Raw genomic sequence first — 17,793 nt, forward strand, 5'->3', positions numbered from 1 at the left:
CGATTTCTGAACGGCGTTACATCACCCGTAGGGGAATCGAGCGTGCTCAGGTTAGGCGATCAATGAGATTGAAAACTCATCATATGATGATATTGAAAAATTCTAATGTTTGACAAAGCGAATAATATGAAACTCTTGCAGGGCGGAGGCTGGTTCAGCAAACGTTCCGCCGCATTTCAGCGTGATTTGTTGGAGTGCGGGGTCCCGAAAACCTATGAAGCCTGGGAAACGCTGTATCACCATGGCGATCCGTCCAACGGGGTCTTTGCTGTCCTCAGCGGTGGGGTGCAGATCACCGCTCCGGCGGATGACGGGCAGGAATTCGTTCTGCATCGCGAAGGCGCGGGGTTTTGGGTCGGGGATCTGGCGTTGTTTGCGGATGAACCGCGTCTGGTTAGTGTCGTAACGACGCAAGAGACGCACGCGTTGTACTTCCCAAACGGCCGCGTGACCAAGTTGGTTCAGTCCAAGCCTGATTACGTTCGGGACTTTTACGCGCTGACCCACGAGAATATGCAGACCGCCCTTCGGATCATGGCAAACCTGGCGGTCACGGGCAGCGAAAAGAGGTTAGTTCTCAGGCTGCTGCATCTGGATGAAGGCACCTCGAAATGTGATGGATGGATCGTCGTGTCACAGGAAGAATTGGCCGAGATGATCGCTGTGTCACAACCTACTTTGCATCGCAGCCTACACCGCCTTGCTGATTTGGACATGATTGAACTCGGCTATGGACGGGTGCGGTTGAAGAACAGACAGGCGCTGATCGCGAACTGCCAGACCTAAGCGTTAAGGGTTCAGCGGTGGAAGCGGTTGAGCCTGCGATTGTGGTGTTTCTGCAAGTTCCTTCATGGCCGAAATTGCAGCGGACCAATCCGGTGTTTTCTGATTGGTATCAGATGCATACCGTGCACAGCCAATCCTTGCCAACTGTGCCTCAAGTTCCCGATACCCTTGTGGATCACTGCTGCGGGTTTTCCAGGTTTCCAGTGCTGAATAAGCTGCGGAAATATCATGGGCCTTTAGCGCGCGTTGCAATTCCGCCAGAGCAAATGCAGGCGATGCGCGATATGCTTGGTGCCGCGCGTCTTTCCAAGTGCGAAAGCGCGGTGTGCCCCAACGCAAAGACGCCCAAAAAACAATTGCCGCCAATCCCAACCAAAGCGCATATTCAACCATCCTGTCCGTCGACAGAGGGTTCGACCTGGGCGCGGTGAGCGTCAGATCCACACCCGGTACTTCAACTGTCTCGACCGCGTCAGTTGACAGATTGAACCACTGGATGGACACGGGCGGCAGCTGCGCTTGGCCGCCATCTTGGGCAAGGTACACTACCTCGTCGACCCGTTGGCCGGACAGAATACCTCGATCCTCGGTTTCAGTTAAGCGTGGTTCCTTGGGGTAAGGGCGCAGCAGAGGTTCTTGATATTTAGGAATAAGTTTCGGAATAAGGATCGGGTTGGTGCCGGTTATACGCGCTGTTAACCGCCGTGTAATCGCATCTCCGGCCTGCATCTCAGTCACGCCCTCAACCTCTTGCTCCAATTCAAAACCCGTCGCGATGATCAGAGGGTTCAGATTGGCTGCACCGTCTGGGACAACAGCATTGATTGCGATCGGTGAAAGCGGGACCGAGACTTGTATTGGAGCATTCGTTTCAGGGTCGGCAAACGTCACCTTCATGTCGGTGACGCCAAGGCTGATTTGCCCGGCAAGCAGAGGGTAAATGCGATAGCTGCGCTGAACCCCGGACCATGTTTCACCGTTCACGGGCTCACTGACGGGACCTGATGCGCGTTCAGGAAGCCGGACCAACAGGTTTTCCTGTTCCAATGACGGGAAGACGGGAGGAGACGGCATGAACGTAGGAACCAGTACCTTGATGCGCACGATCCCCGGTTGCCCCACGATCACGTTTTCGGTCGGCGTCTCCACCGTCACTTGAGGTTGGATTGCAGTTGTTCCTTGCGAAAGCACTGCGCTGGGTAACAAAAGCAGCAGGAGGAGAAGGCGCTTCATTGCGTTCGCTCCTGATTTTCCAACAAGAACCGATTGCGCAGAAAGTCCTGCATGTCTGTGTCGATGGCGCTGATCCATTGATCCGCGGAAAGGGGCTGGCTGCCGTCGGTTTGGGCTTGAATGGTTGTGTTTTCGCCCCGACCTGCGTCGTTGTCGAATACGGTGTCATCCGCGCCGATACCTGCCTCTTCACCGGTATCAGATTGTTCGCGAGTGGTTTCAACATAGTCCAAAATGGCCGTGGCAACTTCAAGATTATGTTGCGCATCCGGCCAGTTAGGGCGACGCTCTAACGCAGTTTCAAAGGCCGAAATAGCTGGTCTGTATTCCCGGTTTCGGATGCGTGCCATTCCCTCGGCGAAGGCTGCTTCAGGCGTTTTAAGTTCCGCAAAGATCGCCGCGGCCTCGGGGTATTGGCCTGTTTTTAGACGAGCGTAACCTTCGTGATATGGGTCTTCGAACAACTCTGCCGCATCAGCAAAGCGCTTTTGGTTCATGGCGATCTGGCCCTGTTGGTCGGGCGTCAGGAACCAATCGCGCCATCCGTCGGCATTGGCCGGGCCAGACGGTTGAACAAGGAATAGCCCCAGCATGGCCCACCGGATAACCCAACCCCGCCTGAACCAAAGAAGGGACAACAGCGCAGCTGGCCAGGCCAGAATCCACCCTCGGTCTTGCCAATCAAGCCGGTCCTCGTCATCCAGAGCATCGACATAAGCTGTCTGTATTTGCCTCAGCAGTCGCGTGACATCCCGGTCATCAGTTGAAAACGGGACCACTTCGGCGTTTTTCAGGGTGTTGAGCTGAACGATTTCCTGGCTGTCAGGCAGCATAGTCAGAAAAAACATCTGCGATGACGCGGTTTCGAATTCTGGAATCTGCGAGGGGTCTAGATCATCCAGAACAAACAGCACTGCGCCTGGTGTCTGACTTTCATCCAAGATGCTTTGCGCCAGTACTAAAGCGTCTCCTGCGGCATCTCCGGACTTTGGCATCACGGCAGGGGTCAGGCCCTCCAACAATGGACGCAAGATGTTCGCATCCTCGGTCAAGGGTGCAACCCGGTGCGATGAGCCTGCATAGGCAATCAAAGCGGTCTGTGCGCCAGCCCGTGCGTTGATGATATCGGTGATCTTGAATTTCGCCCGTTGCAGCCGCGACGGGGTCAGATCGGTCTCTTCCATGCTGTCGGTAACTTTCAAGGCAATCACCAGGGGGGCCGTATCCGCGATCAGGGGGTTGGCCGCCCGCGTCCAGGTCGGACCAGCAGCGGCCAGCGTGAGTAGAACAGCGACTGTCATGGCAACGTCGATCGGATAGATCCGGCGGTTTGCTTCGGCACCTAACAAAAGTGCTTTAGCCAAATGAGGAGCTATACCAGCAGGCAGGTCAGATAGCCCCTTGCGTTTCGGGCGGATCGCCCACCACAGCCCTGCAATTGGGATTAGGAATAGAAGGTAAATTGTTCTAATAAAATGAAATTCAGTCACAGCGTCGATCATGTCGCTCTCCTGTGACGTGGTGCGAAATGAAAGCCGGTCGAACTGCAAAGAAAAACGATCAGCGCCATCAGCAACGGGTAATGCGTCAGGCTTTCGCGTGGGCGGTAGCTTTGGGTTTCGACAATTCTGGGGTTCTGCTCATCAATTCTCTGGTATGTGTCGCTCAGCGCGGCCTGATCGTTGGCAAAGAAATACTGGCCACCAGTACGATCCGCGATGGCTTGCAGCGCGTCCAGATCCACACGGTCTTCGCCAGTGGCGTCAGGATCACCAACGCCGATGGTATAAATGACCACACCATTATCCGCAGCGATGGCTGCAGCGTTGGCGGGCGTCATGCGGCTGGACGTATCCGCGCCGTCGCTGAGCACAATCATCAAACGCTGATCTACCTCGCTTGAGTCAAAGATACGTATTCCAAGCCCGATCGCATCACCCAAAGCCGTATTCGGACCCGCCATGCCTACTTGAGTTTGATCCAGGAACCCATTCAAACTATTAAGATCTTCGGTAAATGGTGCCTGTACGAAGGCGCGGGTACCAAAGATAATAAGCGCCATCCGGTCTCCCTGACGCTCGGCAATAAATGCGCGCAACACGTCTTTGACAGCAGCAAGGCGCTGCTTGGGCGCCCCATCTGTGGATTGGAAATCGCGCTGATCCATCGACCCTGAGATGTCGAGAGCCAACACAACGTCCCGCGCAGATTTTTCGACGACAATAGGATCAGCCAGTTTTTCAGGACGAGCAAGGGCTGTAACAAGCAGCAGCCAGATCAAGGTTGCCACGAATGCTTGCAGCATTGACCGCTGTGAGATCATAGACCCCGATTGCGGATCAGCCCCTGCAGCCTTGGCGACATGGCGGAAAAACGGGATGCGAATTGCGCTGGTCTGTTCGCGATGCGGTGGAACAAACCAATAGACCAACAGCGGGAAGGGCAACATCAGAATAACCCAGGGCGCGGCGAATGAAATCATCTGCGCCCTCCTTCAGGTTTGTGGCTTTGTATCCAGACCCGTGCCATATGTGACAGTTCCGGGCTCGATGGGCTTAATCTGTAGGGCCCTTCGAGTAGTAGGCGAGATGCCGGAGAGGAAACCGGCATTTTTTCAGCAGTTTGCTGTAGAAAGTTTAGCCACTCTTGCCCATGCAAACTGGCAACCTTCGCGCGTGGATATGCAGCAAGTGCCGTACGGCGTAAAATCTCTGCGACTTTTGCGGGGTCATCGTTCGCGGCTTGTAGATCGGCAAGTGCGGCGCGTCGGTATGCGTTGGATCGCTGATGTCCGCGAAACAAATGAAGTCCCACAACAATGACTGCCAATACAATGACTGCAAGAGCCAGCCAACCCCAGGTCTGCGGTGTCATTGGAATTGGTTCGGGCACGGGCGCGGGCACCAGCATATCGAGCAGCTCGACGAGGGATTTGCCGTCCACATCGACGCTCATGTCCGTCCTCCGGGATGGCCGAACAATTTCAGCAATTGATCAAGGGTCGGCTCGGACGTTGTCAGCGGGACAATCGGGAAGCCATAACGCCGTGACCAGTGTTGCAATTGCGCCAACCTATTATCCATTGCAGCCTTGATACGGCTGGACAGGTCCGGGTCGGAACTGTCGAGCTCGATTTGTTTCGTCCCATCCGAAACCGTCATCTTCAAGCCTGCGGTCAGTTGATGCGCACTAGGGTCGGAAATATTGAACAGAATAAGGTCGTTGGATTGCGCTAAGCGGCTCAGCAGGCGTTCTGATGCCCTGTCCAGACCATCGAAATCCGAAAACACACAGATCAACGCGTTGGTATGTGCAATACCGACTGTCTGTCTCAGCACGTCATTCAGCGCGATGGTCGGTTTGGGACGCAAGGACGCGTTCAAATCGCCATTCAACGCAGCGACCGACGATAAGAACCGCGTTAAGGCAGCGGCGCGGCGTTGCGGGCGGTGTTCGGCCAGATCAGTGTCGCCAAAGACGATGCCGCCGACACGGTCACCTTGCGACAGGACGCGATGGGCCGCAATCGCGGCGGCCTCGGCGGCGATGACTGATTTCATATACACTTCGGTACCGAAAAACATCGAAACGCGTTGATCGACCAACAGCAGGGCAGGGCGATCCCGTTCTTCGGTATAGACCCTAACATGAGGTTTTCCGGTGCGCGCCGTCACTTTCCAATCGATAGTCCGTATGTCATCGCCAGGGAGATAGCCGCGCAGTTCTTCGAAATTCAGACCGCGCCCTCGCAGCCGTGACGCATGGCGGCCATTCAGGATTGAGCGCGCAGGTTGTCTCGGCAAAAGGCTGAGCGCGCGCGACTTCGCGCCAAGCCGCAACAGGTGTTGGGCATCCACATGAATGCGTGGGTCATTAGGATATGTGGCGGTCTGGGCCACGAACTTCTCTCCGATCAATCAGGGCAGCGCCACTAGGCGCAGGATTTCCGTTATCACGTCATCCGGTGTTTTGGCGCTTCCTTGCGCCTCAAAGCTAAGCGTGATGCGGTGGCGGAACACGTCGTGGGCAACGGCGCGAATATCCGCGGGGTCCACATAATCGCGTTCATTCATCCAGGCATGCGCGCGTCCGCACTTGTCCAGCGCAAGCGAGGCACGTGGGCTGGCACCAATTTCAATCCAACTGGCCAACTCATCGCTGAACTTCTCGGGTGTGCGGGTCGCCTGCACCAAATCAGCCATGTATCGATCCATTGCGTCGGACACATGAATTTGCCCTATCTCGAGCCGTGCCTGAAAAACGGCGTCTTGCGGGATCGGGGTTCGGGTCTTTCTGAATACGCCGGTCCCGGCGGCGACTTCTTCACCGCGCACCAGCCGTATAACCTCTACCTCGTCTTCGACCGGGGGGTAGGTGATCTGAACGTGCATAAGGAACCGATCCATCTGCGCTTCGGGCAGGGGATAAGTGCCCTCTTGCTCAATCGGGTTTTGCGTAGCCATCACGATGAACAAAGGCTCCATTTTGTGTGTGGTGCCTGAAACGGTGACTTGCCGTTCCTCCATCGCCTCCAACAGCGAGGCTTGGACTTTGGCAGGCGCACGGTTGATTTCATCGGCCAGCACGATGTTGGCAAAGATCGGGCCAGGATCGAACCGGAACGTGCCGCCGTCACTGGTTTGTTGGAATACTTCGGTGCCGGTTACGTCGGATGGCAGCAGATCTGGTGTGAATTGTATCCGGCTGAAATCTGCATCAAGATTGCGCGCCATGGCTTTGACCGCACGAGTTTTTGCCAGACCCGGCAGACCTTCGATCAATAGGTTTCCGTTCGCCAGCAATCCAATTAGCAGCCGGTCAATTACCTCGACCTGCCCGATAATTGACTTGCCCATGCGAGCTTTGAGATCATTTATCTGATTAAGTGCATTCATTTATTTGGTCCAATCGTGGCCAGATGTCAGAAAAAGACATATCAGGGCTGCGCCGAAGCGGAATGGTCAGGAATATTAAATAATGATCGAAAGTTAGCAGCGTTATCGCCACCAATCCACTATGAAATCCGGGCCGCTAATTGTTGCAGGTCGTTCTGCAATTCGGGGCGAATATCGCCGTGGTTCGGCGTGTCGCACAAGGTTTCGAACCAGTGTCGCGGAGGGCGTTTTCCAGCCGCGCGGCTCCAGGCCAGGTCACCCAGCACCGATCGCGCTGTGGCATTCAGTGTCTCGGGTATGTCGATCTTGTTCAGGGTCGCCCAAACGCCGCTCCACAGCCGTGCGACGGACCAGGGGTTATATCCGCCACCGCCCAGGACCAACAATCGGGGCGCCATATCGCGCAGGTTGGCAACAGCCCGCCAGTGGGCGTTGTTCGTTAAAGTCAGACGCGACAGCGGGTCCTCGGCCACGGCATCCGCGCCGCATTGCATTACGATGGCCTGTGGTCGAAATGATGCGGTCGCGGGTAGGATAAGTTGATCAAGAATGGCATCGAATTCGTCATCATTGAGGTTTCGCCCAACTGGAAGATTGAACGCGGCCCCACCTGCATCGTCGGTCAAAGTTCCGCTGAACGGCCAACGCCGCGCTTCGTGAACCGAGATCATGCGAACCTTAGTTGAACCGTGAAAGGCGGCCTCGACCCCGTCGCAATGATGCGCATCGATATCAACATAGACGATCCGGTCGAGGCCGTTCTTCAGCAAGGTCAGGATCGCCAAAACCGGGTCGTTCAGATAACAAAACCCGTTGGCGCGGTTCGGCAGGCCGTGATGCGTGCCGCCGGCCGGGCTGTAGACGATGCCTCCATCACGGACCAGCTCTGCACCCAACATTGATCCACCAGCGGCGGTGGCGGGACGTCTGTACATCTCGGTGAATACTGGGTTCGACAATGTGCCCAGCGCGTATTTCGCCCGCGTTTCATCCGATACGGCCTGATCCCGCTCAGCCTGTTGCAACGCTTCGATATAATCGGGTGTATGAAATGCGTGAAGTGCAGCAGGTTTTGCGCACGGGCTGACGCGATAGTTCGAACTCGTCAACCACCCTAGCGCCCGGCACAGATCCATGACGGTAGACACGCGCGGAATGGCCAGCGGGTGTTTTGAACCATAGGTCGAGCTGCGATAGATCTCGGATCCGATGAACAGGGGCGCAGGCATCGTCTAGCTAGCGACACCATGGCGGATGTCTTCCCCCAGCCTTCCGTCCAGAGACATCAGGATCGCAATCGGACGCAGGGCCGGAATATGGCTAAAGACGATCAGGATACAAACGGTGAGCGGCACGCTGAGGAACGCCCCGATCAAACCCCAGATCGTGGTCCAGAACATCAGCGCCAGAATGACCAGAAAGGTGGACATGTTCAGCGAACGTCCCAGCAGCGCGGGGTCCAGAAAGTTGCCGATCAGGAATTGAAGCGTTCCGCAGCCCAAGATGATCATCAGGAATGGTCCGATGCTTTCAAACTGCACCAACGCGATCAGGGAGGGGAAGATTACCGCGATGATCGAGCCGATGGACGGGATGAAGTTCAGTGCGAAGGTCAGGACGGCCCAGGTCTCGGCGAATTCCAGTCCAAGTATCTTGAAGACTGAGTAGCTGATGCTTGCTGTGATTAGGCTGATCAGTGTTTTCACACCGACATAGCGTTGCAGGCTGAACGAGATCGCATCCAGAATGGCAGCGAATTCGATACCCGTTTTAGGATCGCCCGCGGCCAGTTGAATCTTTTTGCGAAAGGCCAATCGTTCGGCCATCAGGAAGGCGACATAAAGGCTGATCAGGAAAAACTGGTTCAGCAGGGATGTAGCGCTGCCCAACAGAACGCGCGCGATATAAGACATGTCGATGTTGATCAGGTTGTCGCGGATAAATGTGGTCACGTCATTGCCAACCCAACCGGTGACACGGTTGACCGTCTCGTCGAACTGGTTTTCGTAAGTGCCGATCGTGCGGGCGAATTGGGTGGCCTGACTGCCCAAAATATACATGATCACGAACAACCCGGCCAAAACGACGGTGACACCGGCCACATTGGCCAACCACACCGGCATGCGGGTCAGTGCGATGATCCGGTCGCTCAGTGCGATGATCAGGACATTGACCAGCAAGGCCATTGTCAGCGGGATCAGAAACGCGGAACCAGCGTATAGCCCCAGCACCAGCAGCGTTGCCACAATCGACACGTCGCGCACAACGGAAAGCTTCAGCTTTGTCGGTGTTGTGGTTTCGTCATTGTCCAGTGTCATAGCTTGGCCTGTCTCGGGAACTGTCCTTAGCGCGTATAGCGATCCTGCACAGCAGAGCCGGATTATGCAATGCGTCCAAACCTTTGTCTGAGATTATTTGGGTAGTTCGCGGGATTGCCGGTTCTTTGGGTGCCACAGGCAGGTTAGGCTTTGAGAATGAACGCGCGTGTGATTCCTTATTTGAGCCGACCGGTTCGGGCACTTTGGGTGGCTATTGTCCGCTTTGACGCCAAGAACGGCTTCGTCATGAGCAGCCATGTCGCCATGTCTCTAATGTTGGCGCTTTTTCCGTTTGCCCTGTTTACCGTGGCTTTGGCAGGTTCACTGTCACAGGATTACGTCACCGACGAATTGATCGAGCTAATTTTTGGTGCCTGGCCAAAAGATGTGGCCGGGCCGATTGTGGCTGAACTGCGCTCGGTCCTGACGGAATCTGGTTCAGGGGTAATCACTTTGGGCGGTTTGCTGGCGGTGTTTTTTGCCTCAAACGGGGTATTGGCCGTGCGCAAGGCCATGAATCAGGCCTATCACGACCACGACAGCTGGCCGTTTTGGAAAACGCGGCTGTTGTGTCTGGGGCTGGTGATTGTTGGTGGTCTTACAATCATGATCATAGCGGCGGTCGAAGTGGTTCTGCCAGTCTATACGCAGTTGGTGTCCGAGAAGACGGATGTGAACGTGTCCGATTGGTTGTCGGTGGATCGTCTGCGCTGGACTTTCACGGTAGCCGTTCCCGCAGGTGTTGTTGTCCTGGCACATCTGGTCTTGCCAACGGGACGGCACAAGCTGCGCCAGATTCTGCCGGGCGTTGTGCTGACGCTTGCCCTTTGGGCTGCGGGAGGTTGGGGGTTTTCGGTTTATATCGCGCAGTTCGCCTCGTACAGCGCCACCTACGCAGGTCTGGCCGGGGCGATGGCCGCGCTGATCTTTCTGTATCTGTGTGCCGCGATGCTGATCCTGGGTGCCGAATATAACGGGGCGTTGATGGATATGCAGGATGAGCTGGACGGGCAAGCGGCGTGAGAACAGCAATTTTTCTTTTCGGGCTGCTCGCACCGTTATTCGCATTTGCTCAATCGCCCGAGTATGTCGGCTCGGACGAATGTATCGCGTGCCACAAGGCTGAGGCCGAGGCCTGGTCTGCATCCCATCACGCTTTGGCCTGGACCAAGGTAGAAGACGGGCACGTCGCGGCTGATTTTGATGGAACGCGGTTTGATCATGACGACATGTCTGTCGAGTTCAGCCAGACAGGCGATATGGTGCAGGCCCGTGTGACCGAAAAGGATGGCACTACAACCCTTTACGATCTGCATTCAGTGGTCGGTATTGAACCGTTGCAGCAATACTTGTTCGAAATCGAACCCGGCCGTTTGCAGAGTTTCGATGTGGTTTGGGATACAAGCGAACAACGCTGGTATCACCTCTATCCCGATCAGGACCTTCCCCCGGATGATGGTCTGCACTGGACCGGGCCGTATAAGAACTGGAACGCTCGTTGCGCTGAATGCCACGCGACCGGGTTTGAAAAGAATTACGATGGGCAGACCCGCAATTACAGCTCAGTTCAGGCTGAGATTGGGGTAGGGTGCGAAGCCTGCCATGGCCCATCCTCGGCCCATATCGACTGGACGCAAGGAAAAAACATCGACGCTGATCTGAGTGCGTTTGGGTTCACCATGGATTGGGGAAAAGGCCAGACTGAGGCGGAAATCCAGCAATGCGCCGGTTGTCATTCCCGGCGTGAAGCACACGGCGATGGAAACCCGGTGCCGGGAACGCCCTATCATGACGCTTACAACCTGTCGGTGCTACGCCCAGGCCTCTATCACCCTGACGGCCAGATTTTGGACGAGGTCTATGTCTACGGCTCATTCCTGCAGTCCAAGATGTATGCACAGGGCGTCGGGTGCATGAATTGCCATGACCCGCACAGTGCCGAACTGAAAGCCGAAGGCAATGGCGTGTGTACCCAGTGCCATTCCCCGGCGGGAAATCCAGCTTTCCCTACCCTGACGGCCAAAGATTACGATACACCGGCGCATCATCATCACCCGGACGACAGCGCAGGCGCCCAGTGCGTATCCTGTCATATGATCGAGCGGGTATATATGGGTGTCGATTGGCGACGCGATCACAGCTTTCGCATCCCGCGCCCTGATCTGGGGTTGGGGCAGGACGCCTGTACCGATTGCCACCAATCCGAAGATCAAGCCTGGGCCGCGGAACAAATCCAAGGGTGGTTTCCTGACTCCGCCCAACGTCGTGAGCATTTCGGGACGACGTTTCAGGCGGCTCTGACCGGGCAGGCTGACGGGTCAGAGGCATTGCTGGAAATAGCGACTGACCCGAACATGGCTGGCATCGTGCGCGCCACGGCGGCGTATCTGCTGCAGCCCTTCGCGTCGCCCGAGGTTGCGGCAAAAACGGCACCAATGCTGTCGGACACTAACCCCTTAGTGCGCGCCAACGCAGCAGCGTTGCAACGTGAGGCAGCGCTGCCGGACCGGGTAGGGCGGTTGGAACCGTTGCTTTCTGACCCGATGCGCAACGTGCGTATTTCGGCAGCCAAAGAGTTCCTGAACATTCCGGCTCAGGCGCTGACGTCGGAGCAGCAAACACAAGTGGCGCAGAGCATGGCCGAATGGCAGGGTGCAATCGGGAACCGGCTGGATTTCCCTGAAACCCATCTTGTTTTGGGTGGAATGGCGTTGACGTTCCGCAACGCACCTGCGGCTGAGCTAGCCTTTCGCGAAGTTGTCACCCTTGACCCACAGCGCGCCGAGGCCTGGCCAATGTTGGTGCAGTTGGCGCAGATTAATCGTGGGCCACAGGCCGCGCGCACCGTACTGCAAGAGGGGCTAGACATACTGCCTAAAGATCCGGGATTGCTGCAGCTCAAGGCTCAGCTGACCCCGTAAACCGGCATGGCGTGGCCCGGATTTTGCCACGTTCCCGACTAATTATTGGGTTAACCATGGGTCAAGCTAGAAACACCGCCAGACCCTAAGGTGACCCATGTCTGACAAACCGGTTCACACATCGCAGCTGCAAAATCCTTTGTCCCTGGGCCAGAGGATCGCTGAACTGCAGGCGAGAAAGCCAGAATACATCAACCATGGCGAAGCCCTGCTGTTGCAAAGCACAGCTGCCGCGTCGCTGCGCGAGCAATTCCTGACCGGTGATCGAAGCTGGCTTGATGATTAAGTCAGCCGCGGAATCCCGTGGCGACAACAAATTTCTCGGAACTGTCAGACCGTGACGCAGGGGGCTTTACGTTTGCCACCTTTTCGAACTTTTGCTTCAACAACTTTTGCAGATCGCCCTCGGCCCCCCCGGCCAGAACCTTGGCGACAAACGTGCCGCCTTCTTCCAGCACGTCGAAGGCAAAATAGGCCGCGGTTTCGCACAGGGCCATGATCCGTAGGTGATCGGTTTGCTTATGCCCGGACGACGACGCCGCCATATCGGACATCACGACATCTGCCTTGCCGCCCAGCCAGGCTTTGACCATTTCGTCGGCATCGTCTTCCATGAAGTCCAGCACATGCGCCTCGGCACCTGCGACCGGTTCAACCTCTTGTAAGTCGACGCCCAGAACGGTTCCAATCCGTTTGCCAGATCGCTCGCCCAGCGCATTGACGCGTTTAACGGCTACCTGCAGCCAGCCACCGGGCGCACAACCCAGATCGACCACGCGCGCACCGGGAACGAGAAAGCGGAACTTGTCATCCAGTTCCAAAATCTTATAGGCCGCACGTCCGCGATAGCCATCCGCTTGCGCGCGCTTCACATACGGGTCGTTCAACTGCCGCTCAAGCCAACGGGTCGAGCTGAGCTTGCGCCCGCGCGCAGTCTTGACCTTGACCTTCAGGTCGCGCTGTCCGCGACCCGAGTTGTTTTTGCCACTTGGTGTCTTCGCCATTAGAACGGTCCGTCTTCCAATACACCGTCCGCACTCATCTGCGCATAAAGCAGGCCTTCGCGCAGCCCACGATCCGCCACGGAAAGGCGGTCAGTGGGCCAGCAGCGAAGCAATGCCTGCAAAATGGCTGAGCCGGACATGATCAGGGCCTGCCGGTCATCGCCGATACGCGGATCTCGCCGCCGCCCCAGTGGGCCGAGTTCTAAGTATCCCCGTATGACTTTGTCAATCTGATCGCTGGTCATACGCAAACCGTCCACTTTGGTCCGGTCATAACGCTTTAGCCCCAGATGCGAGGCGGCCACGGTCGTTACCGTGCCGCTAGTACCGACAATCTGAAACCCTTCGCGGGCCTGTTCGTCCTTATAGGGGGCAAAATCGGCCAGGTTTTCTTCAAAAAACCAGCTCATCAGCGCGAAACGAGCCGAGTCGTCTTCGACATCATTGAACTGGTCACGCAGAGTGGCCACCCCCAACGGAACGCTGATCCAATCCACCACTTTTGCTGCCGGGAAAGGGCTATCGGCTGTATGAAACCCGTGGTGCAGCCGCATAATCGCCGCCGGACGGTCCCGACGCGGTACGGAAGAGACGTCGATCCACACCAACTCGGTCGAACCGCCGCCGATATCTACGACCAATAGCTGTTCGGTCTTGGTCGACACCAGCGGCGCGCACGAGATCACGGCTAGGCGGGCCTCTTCCTCGGGCTGGATGATTTCCAGAGTCAGGCCAGTCTCGCGTTTTACCTGCCGGATGAAGTCGCGAGAATTCTTGGCGCGCCGACAGGCCTCGGTCGCGACCAGGCGCATCCGTTTGACCTTGTTTCGCTTCAGTTTCTGCTGACAGATGCGCAGTGCCTGAATGGTGCGCGCCATCGACGACCGAGACAGCCGTCCGGTCCGTTCCAGCCCCGCGCCCAGTTGCACGGATTTGGAAAAGCTGTCTACCACATGAAACCCGCTACCCTTGGGTTGGGCTATCAACATGCGGCAGCTATTTGTTCCCAGATCCAGCGCCGCATATAACGCATCTGGATCGGGTCTTGCCGGCGCGGGGCTTTCGACCGCCTTGGGGAACGCGCCCGCACCTTTGGGACGCTTGGGCGCCATCTTCAACGCCCTCCGATTTTCGAGTTACCCCGACCATAGGTCGGCCAAATGTTTCGTGCAAGACGCTCATTAAAGTGATGAGTATTTTGATGTGCGCATTTGCGCGAGAATTGAGTACAAGCGCCGTATCCTGTGGGGGACAAAAACGTCGTTTGAAAGACTGCTTGTGTCGAAAATCGACCGACTTTGACCCATATAGAAGTCTAGAACCGATCCATCTGGTTAGGAGGAATCAACGGCAATGCCTGACGTCACCATCGTATACTGGCGCGATATTCCCGCCCAAGTCATCGTCGGCAAAGGCCGTCGTGGCGCAAAGCGGCAGTTGGAGGAGCGGTTCGAACAAGCCATCGACCGGGCTGCGATGAAAGTGAACGCCAAGGACAGCGATGCCTATCTGGCCGAGTGGCGCAAGGCCGAACCCTTTGCTGTCGAGGGCGACCCGTCCGAGATTGCCGAGGCCGAGGCCGTGCGTTTGGAAACGGAATACGATCAGGACCGCATCAAGGCTCTGATCGCCAATGACGGTTGGGCATGAGCCCAAAATCTATATGGGAGGCCGCAATGGCTTTGCTGAACTTCAAGAAACGTGATGCGGTCGAAAACGGCCCTGTGAATCCGACCGTCGAAGCCTTTTTGCAAGGCTATTCGATCGAGGTGATGCCGCGCACCGCCGAAAAAGTCGAAGATTTCCGCGCGCTGTTGCCCGAAGGCACCCGCGTTTACATCGCCCATATTGAGGGCACGCCCATCGAAGATATGGTCAAGACCGCCAAGCGGATCGCCGACGAAGGTTATCCGGTGATGCCCCATTTCCCGGCGCGGATCATCAAGGATGCCGCCACGCTGGAAAACTGGATCTCGATGTATCAGGGCGAAGCGGGCGTTGATCAAGCGCTGTTGCTGGCCGGTGGTGTCGCCAATCCGCACGGTGATTTCGACAGCTCGATGCAACTGCTGGAATCCGGCCTGTTCGACAAGGCAGGCTTCAAGCGTCTGCACGTGGCGGGCCACCCCGAGGGCAACAAGGACATCGACCCGGACGGCTCGACCAAGAATGTCGACGACGCGCTGCGTTGGAAGCAGAAATTCTCGGAAACCACCGATGCGGAAATGGCTCTGGCAACCCAGTTTGCTTTCGATGCTAAGCCGATCATCGCATGGGCCGACAGCCTGAAAGAAGCGGGCATCGATCTGCCGATCCATATCGGCATCGCGGGCCCGGCCAAGCTGCAGACCTTGATCAAATTCGCCATCGCCTGCGGTGTTGGCCCGTCGCTGAAGGTTCTGCAAAAACGCGCTATGGATGTCTCGAAGCTCTTGCTGCCGTATGAACCGACCGATGTTGTGACTGAGCTGGCCAACCACAAAGCGACCAACCCGGATTTCAACATCACCAACGTACACTTCTTCCCGCTTGGTGGCATCAAGACCAACGCCAACTGGGCGATCAATAACGGCGGCGCTTCGGCAAAGCCTGCAAACGCTTAAGGAACGGACATGACCCGTACAGTCGTAGAATCAAAAACAAAAACAGCCGTCCTGGGATTTGACGAACCGTTTTGCGTCATCGGTGAGCGGATCAACCCGACCGGTCGTAAAAAGCTGGCTGCAGAGCTGGAAGCGGGCGATTTCTCAACCGTTGAGAAAGACGCCATCGCACAGGTCGCCGCAGGGGCCACCGTGTTGGATATCAACGCAGGCGTTGTCTACAACTCGAACCCCAACCCGAACGAGACCGAGCCGCCGCTGATGCGCAAGATTGTCGAGCTGGTACAGGGGCTGGTCGATGTGCCGCTGTGCGTTGACTCCTCAGTTCCCGGCGCTTTGGAAGCGGGTTTGGAAGCCGCGGAAGGTCGTCCACTGCTGAACTCGGTCACCGGCGAAGAAGAGCGGTTGGAAATGGTTCTGCCGCTGGTCAAAAAGTACAACGTTCCAGTCGTTGCGATCTCGAACGACGACACCGGTATTTCAGAAGATCCCGATGTGCGGTTCGAGGTTGCCAAAAAGATCGTCGAGCGTGCCGCTGATTTCGGCATCCCGGCCCATGACATCGTCGTTGACCCGCTGGTTATGCCCATCGGTGCGATGGCAACCGCAGGCCAGCAGGTGTTCGCTCTGGTCCGTCGCCTGCGCGAGGAACTGGGCGTGAACACCACTTGCGGTGCGTCCAACATCTCGTTCGGTCTGCCGAACCGTCACGGCATCAATAACGCGTTCCTGCCGATGGCAATGGGCGCTGGCATGACCTCGGCGATTATGAACCCGGTCGCCTTGCCGGTGACGCAGAAAAAGATTGCCGAGAAGAAAGAGGCCGTCACAGCCGCTGGCATCATCCTGCCCGAAGGCATGGATGACGAGGCTTTCGTCCAGATGTTTGGCCTGGGTTCGACCAAGCCGCGCGCTGGCAAGGAAATGGAGGCCATTCGTGCCGCCAACCTGTTGACCAATAACGACCCGCATGGCGGGGAGTGGATCAGGTTCAACAAAGCGCCGGACGAAGCTGGGGCCGCAGGCGCTGCTGGTGGCCGTCGCGGTGGTGGTCGTCGTCGCCGCGCGTCCTGAACCGGACACTATATACAGTGAAAAGGCTGGGCCTCGCGCCCAGCCTTTTTCGTTCTTGATACCAATCAAGGCTAAGGCGAGGGTGGCGGGTCAGACTGACTGGGACAGATGACGAAGGACCAGCGCAATCATGACCCGACATCACCCCCCAAAGCTCGCCGACGCGGACTTGAACCTGAAATTGGGCAAGCAGAGCTATTTCAAGAAATTGGCCGAGTTGCAGGCGCAGTTGGCGCTGATCCAACAGGCGTTTCTGTTTCACGGAACCAAGGGCGTGCTGGTCTTTGAAGGATGGGATGCGGCAGGCAAGGGCGGCACGATCCGACGGATCAGTCAGGCTCTGGATCCACGCAGTTTCAAAGTGTGGCCAATTGGGGCGCCCCGGAACTATTACCTGAACCGTCACTACCTGTTGCGGTTTTGGGAGAGGTTGCCACCTCAAGGCGCGATCTCTGCCTTTGATCGCAGTTGGTATGGCCGGGTGCTGGTCGAACGGATCGAGAAGTTCACCCCGGAAGAGCGCTGGCGCGCAGCCTATCGCGAGATCAACGATTTTGAACGCATGCTGGTGGATGACGGCACCCGCATCGTAAAGCTGTTCTTTCACATTTCTCAGCAAGAACAGATGGAGCGGTTCACCGAACGCCTACGCAACCCGATGAAGCGGTGGAAACTGACCTATGAGGACTTTCGCAACCGCGAACGATGGGCCGAAGCAGAAGTTGCCGTAGATGAAATGTTGGCCCGTACCTCAACCGATGTCGCGCCATGGTGTGTGATCCCTGCCAACAACAAGAAATATGCAAGAATCAAAGCTATGCAGGCAATTGTTGACGCGTTTTCGAAAGATATCGACCTGAACCCGCAGCATCTGGATCAGCGCACGCTGGATGCGGCATGCGAGGCGCTGGATGTGGATCAATCCCTGATCGACGACCTGCGTGCCCGGACCGAGTAAA

The 17,793-nt window shown here is 56.8% G+C and carries 18 protein-coding genes; 8 read left to right on the forward strand and 10 right to left on the reverse strand.

What is annotated here, in order from left to right; genetic code table 11:
* Positions 1-126: 126 nt before the first annotated feature.
* On the forward strand, positions 127-786 hold the full coding sequence (locus ACR0AJ_RS08010; RefSeq protein WP_254440173.1) for a Crp/Fnr family transcriptional regulator: 660 nt from the start codon (positions 127-129) through the stop codon (positions 784-786).
* A 3-nt stretch (positions 787-789) separates the two neighbouring features.
* On the opposite strand, the gene ACR0AJ_RS08015 is transcribed toward ACR0AJ_RS08010, so the two are convergent.
* From ACR0AJ_RS08015 to ACR0AJ_RS08050, 8 genes are all read right to left on the reverse strand, one after another.
* Positions 790-2,019, reverse strand: a complete 1,230-nt coding sequence (locus ACR0AJ_RS08015) for a hypothetical protein (RefSeq protein ID WP_480740537.1) — start codon at positions 2,017-2,019, stop codon at positions 790-792.
* Positions 2,016-3,521, reverse strand: coding sequence for a VWA domain-containing protein (locus ACR0AJ_RS08020; protein ID WP_480740538.1), 1,506 nt, complete (start codon positions 3,519-3,521; stop codon positions 2,016-2,018). Before ACR0AJ_RS08020 ends, ACR0AJ_RS08015 begins: the two co-directional genes overlap by 4 nt.
* Complete coding sequence (locus tag ACR0AJ_RS08025) at positions 3,518-4,501, reverse strand: VWA domain-containing protein (protein ID WP_480740539.1); 984 nt, start codon at positions 4,499-4,501, stop codon at positions 3,518-3,520. Before ACR0AJ_RS08025 ends, ACR0AJ_RS08020 begins: the two co-directional genes overlap by 4 nt.
* Entirely contained in the window at positions 4,498-4,974 is a 477-nt protein-coding gene (locus ACR0AJ_RS08030) for a DUF4381 domain-containing protein (protein WP_170375426.1), read from the reverse strand. Before ACR0AJ_RS08030 ends, ACR0AJ_RS08025 begins: the two co-directional genes overlap by 4 nt.
* Positions 4,971-5,918, reverse strand: a complete 948-nt coding sequence (locus tag ACR0AJ_RS08035) for a DUF58 domain-containing protein (RefSeq protein WP_480740540.1) — start codon at positions 5,916-5,918, stop codon at positions 4,971-4,973. Before ACR0AJ_RS08035 ends, ACR0AJ_RS08030 begins: the two co-directional genes overlap by 4 nt.
* 18 nt (positions 5,919-5,936) lie before the next feature.
* Positions 5,937-6,914, reverse strand: a complete 978-nt coding sequence (locus tag ACR0AJ_RS08040; RefSeq protein WP_480740541.1) for an AAA family ATPase — start codon at positions 6,912-6,914, stop codon at positions 5,937-5,939.
* Positions 6,915-7,033: 119 nt separating this feature from the next.
* Positions 7,034-8,143, reverse strand: coding sequence for an acetoin utilization protein AcuC (locus tag ACR0AJ_RS08045; RefSeq protein WP_170348780.1), 1,110 nt, complete (start codon positions 8,141-8,143; stop codon positions 7,034-7,036).
* Positions 8,144-8,146: 3 nt separating this feature from the next.
* Positions 8,147-9,232 carry an AI-2E family transporter gene (locus ACR0AJ_RS08050; protein WP_170348779.1) on the reverse strand — a complete coding sequence of 362 codons (1,086 nt, stop codon included), beginning with the start codon at positions 9,230-9,232 and terminating at the stop codon, positions 8,147-8,149.
* Positions 9,233-9,388: 156 nt separating this feature from the next.
* On the opposite strand from ACR0AJ_RS08050, the gene ACR0AJ_RS08055 reads away from it, so the two are divergent.
* The 3 genes from ACR0AJ_RS08055 to ACR0AJ_RS08065 all read left to right on the forward strand — a co-directional run bounded on the left by ACR0AJ_RS08055 (position 9,389) and on the right by ACR0AJ_RS08065 (position 12,439).
* Positions 9,389-10,255, forward strand: a complete 867-nt coding sequence (locus tag ACR0AJ_RS08055) for a YihY/virulence factor BrkB family protein (protein WP_480636706.1) — start codon at positions 9,389-9,391, stop codon at positions 10,253-10,255.
* Positions 10,252-12,153, forward strand: coding sequence for a multiheme c-type cytochrome (locus ACR0AJ_RS08060; RefSeq protein ID WP_480740542.1), 1,902 nt, complete (start codon positions 10,252-10,254; stop codon positions 12,151-12,153). The genes ACR0AJ_RS08055 and ACR0AJ_RS08060 overlap by 4 nt, the downstream gene beginning before the upstream one ends.
* 97 nt (positions 12,154-12,250) lie before the next feature.
* The gene (locus ACR0AJ_RS08065) at positions 12,251-12,439 is read left to right on the forward strand and encodes a hypothetical protein (RefSeq protein WP_170348776.1); all 189 of its coding nucleotides are present in this window, start codon (positions 12,251-12,253) and stop codon (positions 12,437-12,439) included.
* A 1-nt stretch (position 12,440) separates the two neighbouring features.
* On the opposite strand, the gene ACR0AJ_RS08070 is transcribed toward ACR0AJ_RS08065, so the two are convergent.
* Together ACR0AJ_RS08070 and ACR0AJ_RS08075 are read right to left on the reverse strand one after the other, a co-directional pair.
* The gene (locus tag ACR0AJ_RS08070) at positions 12,441-13,157 is read right to left on the reverse strand and encodes an RlmE family RNA methyltransferase (protein ID WP_170348775.1); all 717 of its coding nucleotides are present in this window, start codon (positions 13,155-13,157) and stop codon (positions 12,441-12,443) included.
* Positions 13,157-14,269, reverse strand: a complete 1,113-nt coding sequence (locus tag ACR0AJ_RS08075; protein WP_170358558.1) for a Ppx/GppA phosphatase family protein — start codon at positions 14,267-14,269, stop codon at positions 13,157-13,159. Before ACR0AJ_RS08075 ends, ACR0AJ_RS08070 begins: the two co-directional genes overlap by 1 nt.
* A gap of 241 nt (positions 14,270-14,510) precedes the next feature.
* On the opposite strand from ACR0AJ_RS08075, the gene ACR0AJ_RS08080 reads away from it, so the two are divergent.
* The 4 genes from ACR0AJ_RS08080 to ACR0AJ_RS08095 all read left to right on the forward strand — a co-directional run bounded on the left by ACR0AJ_RS08080 (position 14,511) and on the right by ACR0AJ_RS08095 (position 17,792).
* A complete protein-coding gene (locus ACR0AJ_RS08080) occupies positions 14,511-14,807 on the forward strand; it encodes a virulence factor (RefSeq protein WP_170324990.1) in 297 nt (98 codons plus the stop codon).
* A 26-nt stretch (positions 14,808-14,833) separates the two neighbouring features.
* Complete coding sequence (locus ACR0AJ_RS08085; RefSeq protein WP_480661870.1) at positions 14,834-15,760, forward strand: methylenetetrahydrofolate reductase; 927 nt, start codon at positions 14,834-14,836, stop codon at positions 15,758-15,760.
* Between the two features lie 9 nt (positions 15,761-15,769).
* The gene (locus ACR0AJ_RS08090) at positions 15,770-16,834 is read left to right on the forward strand and encodes a methyltetrahydrofolate cobalamin methyltransferase (RefSeq protein WP_170348771.1); all 1,065 of its coding nucleotides are present in this window, start codon (positions 15,770-15,772) and stop codon (positions 16,832-16,834) included.
* Positions 16,835-16,964: 130 nt separating this feature from the next.
* Positions 16,965-17,792, forward strand: a complete 828-nt coding sequence (locus ACR0AJ_RS08095; protein WP_170358554.1) for a polyphosphate kinase 2 family protein — start codon at positions 16,965-16,967, stop codon at positions 17,790-17,792.
* Position 17,793: the final 1 nt, after the last annotated feature.

The sequence above is a fragment of the Ruegeria sp. CJ9 genome, from assembly GCF_056536625.1.

Bases quoted from the DNA above. Each gene is read 5' to 3' on its own strand.
- ACR0AJ_RS08010 (WP_254440173.1), top strand. From the start codon at position 127: ATGAAACTCTTGCAGGGCGGAGGCTGGTTCAGCAAACGTTCCGCCGCA.
- ACR0AJ_RS08015 (WP_480740537.1), bottom strand. From the start codon at position 2,019: ATGAAGCGCCTTCTCCTCCTGCTGCTTTTGTTACCCAGCGCAGTGCTT.
- ACR0AJ_RS08020 (WP_480740538.1), bottom strand. From the start codon at position 3,521: ATGATCGACGCTGTGACTGAATTTCATTTTATTAGAACAATTTACCTT.
- ACR0AJ_RS08025 (WP_480740539.1), bottom strand. From the start codon at position 4,501: ATGATTTCATTCGCCGCGCCCTGGGTTATTCTGATGTTGCCCTTCCCG.
- ACR0AJ_RS08030 (WP_170375426.1), bottom strand. From the start codon at position 4,974: ATGAGCGTCGATGTGGACGGCAAATCCCTCGTCGAGCTGCTCGATATG.
- ACR0AJ_RS08040 (WP_480740541.1), bottom strand. From the start codon at position 6,914: ATGAATGCACTTAATCAGATAAATGATCTCAAAGCTCGCATGGGCAAG.
- ACR0AJ_RS08045 (WP_170348780.1), bottom strand. From the start codon at position 8,143: ATGCCTGCGCCCCTGTTCATCGGATCCGAGATCTATCGCAGCTCGACC.
- ACR0AJ_RS08050 (WP_170348779.1), bottom strand. From the start codon at position 9,232: ATGACACTGGACAATGACGAAACCACAACACCGACAAAGCTGAAGCTT.
- ACR0AJ_RS08055 (WP_480636706.1), top strand. From the start codon at position 9,389: ATGAACGCGCGTGTGATTCCTTATTTGAGCCGACCGGTTCGGGCACTT.
- ACR0AJ_RS08065 (WP_170348776.1), top strand. From the start codon at position 12,251: ATGTCTGACAAACCGGTTCACACATCGCAGCTGCAAAATCCTTTGTCC.
- ACR0AJ_RS08070 (WP_170348775.1), bottom strand. From the start codon at position 13,157: ATGGCGAAGACACCAAGTGGCAAAAACAACTCGGGTCGCGGACAGCGC.
- ACR0AJ_RS08075 (WP_170358558.1), bottom strand. From the start codon at position 14,269: ATGGCGCCCAAGCGTCCCAAAGGTGCGGGCGCGTTCCCCAAGGCGGTC.
- ACR0AJ_RS08080 (WP_170324990.1), top strand. From the start codon at position 14,511: ATGCCTGACGTCACCATCGTATACTGGCGCGATATTCCCGCCCAAGTC.
- ACR0AJ_RS08085 (WP_480661870.1), top strand. From the start codon at position 14,834: ATGGCTTTGCTGAACTTCAAGAAACGTGATGCGGTCGAAAACGGCCCT.
- ACR0AJ_RS08090 (WP_170348771.1), top strand. From the start codon at position 15,770: ATGACCCGTACAGTCGTAGAATCAAAAACAAAAACAGCCGTCCTGGGA.
- ACR0AJ_RS08095 (WP_170358554.1), top strand. From the start codon at position 16,965: ATGACCCGACATCACCCCCCAAAGCTCGCCGACGCGGACTTGAACCTG.